This is a genomic window from Saccharopolyspora sp. NPDC045941, assembly GCF_056431445.1.
Map to the genome: position 1 here is coordinate 25,072 of NZ_JBWKKU010000093.1, position 6,325 is coordinate 31,396.

Annotated in this window: 6 protein-coding genes; 2 read left to right on the top strand and 4 right to left on the bottom strand. The window is 67.3% G+C overall.

What is annotated here, in order from left to right:
- Positions 1-206: 206 nt before the first annotated feature.
- Together AC07FN_RS41990 and AC07FN_RS41995 are read right to left on the bottom strand one after the other, a co-directional pair.
- A complete protein-coding gene (locus tag AC07FN_RS41990) occupies positions 207-590 on the bottom strand; it encodes a nuclear transport factor 2 family protein (protein WP_478400696.1) in 384 nt (127 codons plus the stop codon).
- Positions 591-644: 54 nt separating this feature from the next.
- Positions 645-1,433, bottom strand: a complete 789-nt coding sequence (locus AC07FN_RS41995) for an SDR family oxidoreductase (RefSeq protein WP_478400697.1) — start codon at positions 1,431-1,433, stop codon at positions 645-647.
- Between the two features lie 62 nt (positions 1,434-1,495).
- On the opposite strand from AC07FN_RS41995, the gene AC07FN_RS42000 reads away from it, so the two are divergent.
- Both AC07FN_RS42000 and AC07FN_RS42005 read left to right on the top strand, forming a co-directional pair.
- Complete coding sequence (locus AC07FN_RS42000) at positions 1,496-2,389, top strand: LysR family transcriptional regulator (RefSeq protein WP_478400698.1); 894 nt, start codon at positions 1,496-1,498, stop codon at positions 2,387-2,389.
- A gap of 413 nt (positions 2,390-2,802) precedes the next feature.
- Positions 2,803-3,255, top strand: coding sequence for an FHA domain-containing protein (locus tag AC07FN_RS42005; RefSeq protein WP_478400699.1), 453 nt, complete (start codon positions 2,803-2,805; stop codon positions 3,253-3,255).
- 470 nt (positions 3,256-3,725) lie between these two features.
- Here AC07FN_RS42005 and AC07FN_RS42010 read toward each other — a convergent pair whose 3' ends face one another.
- Both AC07FN_RS42010 and AC07FN_RS42015 read right to left on the bottom strand, forming a co-directional pair.
- Positions 3,726-5,915: an SUKH-4 family immunity protein gene (locus AC07FN_RS42010; RefSeq protein ID WP_478400700.1), complete on the bottom strand. Its 2,190-nt coding sequence runs from the start codon at positions 5,913-5,915 to the stop codon at positions 3,726-3,728.
- Positions 5,916-6,036: 121 nt separating this feature from the next.
- Positions 6,037-6,180, bottom strand: a complete 144-nt coding sequence (locus AC07FN_RS42015) for a hypothetical protein (RefSeq protein WP_478400701.1) — start codon at positions 6,178-6,180, stop codon at positions 6,037-6,039.
- Between the last annotated feature and the right edge of the window lie 145 nt (positions 6,181-6,325).

Here is a 6,325-nt window from a genome sequence, read left to right on the forward strand (position 1 = left end):
CCGAAAGGTGCAGGTCGCAGCACGTGGACCGACTTGTGAAACCCCACAGGTCGGTGCGCTTCCTCTCCCCACGCACCGACCGGCCGCACCCCACCCCGGGAGGAACTGGGCAGCCATGCCGCTCAAAGGTGCCCTCCGCCCTTCACCTGATGGGGGGTCGTGAGTGGAAAGGTCGCCCTAGTTCGAAAGAGCGCGGGTTTCGATGTTCAGAACATCGTGTTGTCGTTCGCTGCGGTTTCGGGCACTTGCTGAGCGACGTCCCAGTGTTCGACAATCTTGCCGTCCTGGATGCGGATGATGTCCGCGATGGCGCTGCCCCTGTCCTCAGGCGCGGTCTTCATCAGGCTGTGCGTGACAACGAGGTCGCCTTCCGCGATCACACGTTTTACATCCAGCCTGAGCTGCGGGAACTCGGCAACGAATCCGGTGAGGAACCGCAGTGACGACTCGGCACCGTCGGGGGCGTGCGGATTGTGCTGGCGATAGTCGGCGCCGATGTATCGCGCGAAGGCCGCGGCCGGCTGTTTGTCGTTGAAGACCAGGTTGAGGAAGGCTTGTGCGGTCTGCTTGTTCTGTTCGAGATCAGCCATTTGTGTTGCTCTACTCCGAATCGTCGAGGTCCATCCTGCTCATTCACGCGCACGTCACCAGGGGACCTGATCCGATAGGGAGTTGCCGTCCTCGCCGCCGCGGAACTTGCCGGTCGGGCCGTCGGGGCCGAGCAGCGCGAGTTGGACCGGAACTTCCGCGCCCTGCACCGGAGTCCGGTCGCCTCGGGGGCGTGTCGATCGGGCGTTGAGGTCCGTGGCGACCAGGCCCGGATTTGCCGCGTTGACGCGGATTCCGTGCTTTTGCAACGCGTTCGCGTACAGCAGGGTGAGCGCGTTCAGGGCCGTCTTCGACGAGCTGTAGGCGAGCAGGCCGACACCCGAGACCGGGTGGTCCTGGTCGCTGATCAGGTCGAGCGAGCCGAGCGGGCTGGACAGGTTCACCACCCGGGCGTTCGCGGATCGGCGCAGCAGCGGGATGCATGCGTGCGTCATCGCGACCGGGCCGAACACGTTGACCTCGTAGACCTCCCGCAGCTGCGCCGCGCTGACCTCTTCGACCGCGGTTTCCCATTCGTTGGTGATGCCCGCGTTGTTGACCAGGACGTCGAGCCTGCCGAATTCGGCACCTATGCGCCGAACCGCGGCGTCGACCGTGTCCTGCCAGGTCACGTCCAGCTGCACGAAGCGGACATCTCCGTCTAGTTTCGTTTCGGCCCGACGGCCGAGTTCGGCGTCCCGGGCACCGAGGTAGACGGTCATGCCCTCGGCCGCCAGCCGCCGGACGATCTCCCGGCCGATTCCCTTGTTCGCACCCGTCACCAGTGCGACTTCACCGCTGTGCATCCAGACTTCTTTCGCATCGTCGTGGTCCAACGTGGTCATTCCAGCAGCGGGGATCCGCGAAGCGGAAAGATCGATTCGATCTGCTGCTATACCCTGCCGGTATGGCCGACCTCGAAGTGCGGGAACTGCGCTACTTCCGCGCAGTGGCGGAAGAACTCAACTTCTCCCGGGCCGCGCGGCGGTTGGGGATCGCGCAGCCGCCGCTGTCCAGGGCTATCCGCCAGCTCGAACGGCGGCTGGGCGTAGAGCTGTTCCGACGCAACAGCCGGGAGGTCGCGCTCACCGATGCGGGTCAGATCCTCTTCGACGAGGCGGAGCGCGTGCTGGCCGCGGTATCCGCCGCCGCCCACCGCACTCGCCGCACAGCGGCGCGGCCCACCCTGGTCGTAACTGCGAAACCGGGGGTGGCAACCGATCTGCTGCGCCGGATCGTGGCGGCTGTCGCGCAGGAGCCGGGCGCGCCGCAGGTGGAAATCGCCGTGAGCGGCTACGACGAGCAGGCCGACATGGTGCGCGCCGGGCGCGCCGACCTGGCGCTGCTGGGGTCGCCGCTGGACTACCCCGGCCTGGAGGTCGAGCTGCTGCTCACCGAACCCAGGGTGGCCGCCATTCCCGTCGGCCACGAACTGGCCGCCCGCGAGCAGTTGGGCTGCCGCGACTTCGCCGGGCAGCCGATGCCGCAGTGCCCCGGTTCGACCGCCGTGCAACGCGAGTACTGGGCGGGCCAAGATGCTGCGCACGGACCGGTCGTCCGGGACAGCTCGCAACTGCTGGAAACCGTTGCCCTGGGCCAAGCCGTGGCCCTGATCCCGACCTCGCTCGCCGAACGGAATCCCCGCGACGACATCGCCTACCGGCCGGTGCCCGACGCCAGCCCGTACGACATCGCGATCGCCTGGCGCGAAGGCACCAAGAACCGCTGGATCGCTTACCTCATCCGCGCCGCCACCGAGCTCACCGCCCACCAGCCCGGCCTGGAGCGACAAGCGCTCTGACGCAGGTGATCGGCCGTGAGTACCTTGGGTTGCTATATCGAAGTACTCACGGGTCCCCAGGCAGCGCCGTTCAGGGCGATGCGCATGCATCCCCTTCGGCATAGACACATCCCAGGTCAATGGGGTTGCCTTCCCTTCGCAATGCCCGCCTAAGGGATACGGGCTGCGCGGCCGACCAAGGACGGCCAGAGGCGTGAGTGCGCGTTGGCCGGGTCGGTGGTGTGCGGGGAGTGCGGCGGTCGAACCCCGCGCGGCGCGCACCCACACCTGAGACAGGTGACGCAAAGCACCGTGACTGAGTGACGAAGGGCCTGGTCAGAGGGCTGTCAACGCCCCGCATGCTGATAGCGGTTCCGGGGAGTGCGCCCGGTGGGTGCCCGTCCCGGCTTGATCGGTCGCGAGGAGAGCAGTTGATGGACCAGGTTGGTGTTGCTGCTGCACCGTTGCACAAGGCTGCTCGGGACGGGGCGACGCGGGCTCGGCATGACCTGCTTGCCGCGGTGCCGTTGCACGAGCTCATCCCGGAGTCGGGCGGAGCGGTGGGTCGCATGCGGTTGGTGGTCAGTCGCGGGCCTGCCACGGGAGCGGAGTTCGCGATCAGCGCGTCGCTGACGTTGATCGGGCGGCACCGCGACTGCGACATCGTGGTCGACGATGTGACCGTGTCCCGGTACCACGCCCAACTGGCGGTGCGCGCCGGCCGGTGCGTCCTGGTGGACGGTGGGTCTCTCAACGGCACCTACGTCAACCGGCGTTCGGTGGAGTCGGTGGAGCTGGCCGACGGCGACGAGATCTGGATTGGGAAGATGCGGTTCACCTTCCGCACCGTCGACGCGGAGGCCGGCGGCATCGCGACGAAACGGTGAGGACCACACTGCGGAGCCCGCTGATGAGTCCACTGTGGTGATGCCCGCATCGCCCCGACAGCTATCCGGCCCGACGCAGTAGGTTGCTGTCATCGCCGAGCTCGTGCGCGATGGGCGGCTGGACGGCGGCGGCGAACAGCAGCGGCTGCTGCACCGTTGCCGGGATCCCCATGCTGACCGCTCTGCGTCTCTGCTGGTCGTCCGTACGCGGATCGCGACGAGTTCCACCGCCCGGCTGCTGGACATCTCGTTGTCGATGGAACAGCGGATGGCGGCGCAGCGAGCCGATCGACCTGACCCCCATCCGCGAATGGGCGACGACCCGGAGAAACCATCCGGTTGCCCGTGGGACAAGCGCCACGGGCAGTTCTCCGCGAGGCGGATGACTTCGGCGCCCGCGGGCGCGCAGGCCTGCGGTTGCAGCCTGCCTCTCCGGCTGATGCGCCGAAACCGGTGTGGCACTTGTTGTGTCAGTCGTTGTGGAGCACGTACGACCAGGCGGGCTGGTCACCGCCTGTCTCGTCGACTTCGACCAGTGCTCTCAGGACCCAATAGGTGATCTGCTCTCGCTCGGAACTGGCCGGGGGCAGAATGCTCCGCGTTCGCAGCCCGATGACGTACAGAGCGACCATGGTGAGGAAATCCACGAGGCTGTGCGCGGAGGGAAGGCCGGCGAGGCGATCCTGGCCCGGCTCCGCGGGAACGCGCAGGACATGTCCGGTGGGGCCGTCGATGACGAGCTTGCCGCCCATCCACTTGCCGATCTGGAAGAAGGGCCCGCTTTCGGGGACGGGCTCGATTCCCCCGGGCCAGGAGGGCAGCTCGTCGAGAATTCCGATCTCCCAGCTGCCGAACGGGAAGAGCCCCATGGCCCCCTCCATCATGTACGGCAGACCGAAATCGAGGAGGAGTTCGCGCGTCGCCGCGTGGGTGAGCCGATCCGGAAGGTCCTCGACCTCGATGGGATAGAGCGCGTCCTCGCCGAACAGAGCGATGAGGTCCTCGTGGCTCGGCCCCGGCGATTCGATCGGACTGCACGGGCCCGCGTCCGCGTAGTCCCAGCTCAGGGGTTGCTGCGAGGCGCCGAAGTCGGAGATGTTCACGCCGTCCGCGGGCTTGATGACGATCAGTCCCAAGTCTCCTGCGAAGACGACGACTTCCCCCACGGCCAGCGGCTCGCAGGGCAGCATGAAAGCGCGCTTGTTTCGTCGGGGTGACGACGAGGCGAACAGTTCTTGGACACGAGAAGGCGCGACGGAGCCGCTCCCGGGGGACGCGGGCCAGGTGAGGTCTGCACGATGCTCCGCCGGAATCTCGTCGTGTTCCCAAGGGTGGGCGACACGCTCTCCCGTCTCCACGTCCCAGATCGAGACGAACGGCTGCTGTGCACCGTCCACCGTCCGCTGCTGCAAACCGGCGATGGCGGGTCGCCCCTGCCAGCGCACCTCCGCCAGGGCGGCAAATCTCCCGGCCCGCAGGTAGCGCACGTGATAGCCACCCGGCGGCCGCCAATGGGCCCACTTGACCTGCCAGGGCAGTGCCACACCAGACGTGGCGACAGCGGACGCGATTTCGAGATCGTCGCGCGAAAGCGCCATCAAGTGCGAAGCCCACTCCGTCTGATGCCGCGGTGTGACTCCCCACCCCCACAGATGAATCGCGTCAGCAGCAGCCGTGTTCCCGGAGATGATGAAGCTGATGCTTCGTGCCGCGTCCATGAGTGCCGTTTGCGGCAGATTGGCGATGACGCGTCCGTCCCGAAGAACTTCGTCGAACGTTCCTGCCTGTACGGCGTGCATGGCGAGCCCAGTGGCCGCGTACAGGCCGACGGCACCGCCTTCGGCCCACCCCTCGGGGTGGCGAAAATCCGAAGCCGAGCGCATCAGCCAACCAGCCAACTGCTCATGTACGCTGGAGAGTTCGGCAGATTCGACCTCTTGGCGCAAGGTCTCGGCCAGGCCCTCGTCCACAAAGGAAACACCGAGAGGTCCCAGCCGAAGAATTTCGGGCCTCTCCCTCGCGAATTCAGCGAGTTCGTCCTCGGATGCCGCTTCACCGGTCAGCGCGGTGACAAGTCGGGCCCAAACGGGGACGGGTGCGACGCGGGGCTCGGCCAGTGCCAACGCCCGCACGGCAACGGACTCCTTTACCGCCGGCGGATGCTCGACGGCTGCCGCGGACAGCCGAAACACCGCTCTGGGATAAACGTGGGCCGGCAGCAACTCGGGAACCACGTGGACCACCACGCCCAACTCGCCACGCGCCAGTCGCGGAAGGGTCGAGGTCACCAACCGCTCGGCCTCGTGCGACCGCCGTGTCGGCCCGGCGCGGTGGGCGTTGACGACCAGCAGCAACCGCTCCTCGGGCCACGAGCCGAGCGCGAAACGCCAGTCGTTCCGCTCCTCCGCGGACAGATCGACGCCGAGTGCCACAAGGGCCTGCTGCATGACCTGCTCGGCGGTGAGGCCGGTGGCGTCGACGAGAACACTCCCCGGTACGTCCTCGTGCACCTCCCGCATGACGGTCGAGGTGTCATGGCCGGCAGGAGGGACGAGAAAGGCCAGTTGGCCACCGCGCCCACCCTCACCCCACCATGCGCCGACGCGACCGGCGACCTCTTCCTCGGGGATTCCGGGGGTATCGGTGGTTGGCCCGGACACGGTGCCCCTCCTCGCTTGCGCCCACTCTTTGCAGCAGGGGACGGGCATCACGGATGCGTGTACAACGTGCCCCGCGCGACAGAGTGTCACGCGGGGCACCAGCACTGCTCTCCAACCCCGACTACCCGCCCAGGAGTGGGATCGACGAGCGGTCGATGCCCGCAGGCAGGGCGAAGCCCTCGCGGTAGAAGTCCGGCATGTCAACGCCGTCAAGGGCTGCCGCCAGTTGCGGCGTGCTGCCCTCGGGCGAGTCATGGATGCTCACGACGTCACCGTACGGGTCGTACTCGAAGACGTAGTGCAGTCGATCGTCGCTGTCTTAGAGCCTGTTCCTAAACGCGGGTGAGGCGTTTGCTGGTGGTGTGGATCATGGCCCAGCGGACGATGGCTTCGTGGTGTTCGGGGAGTCG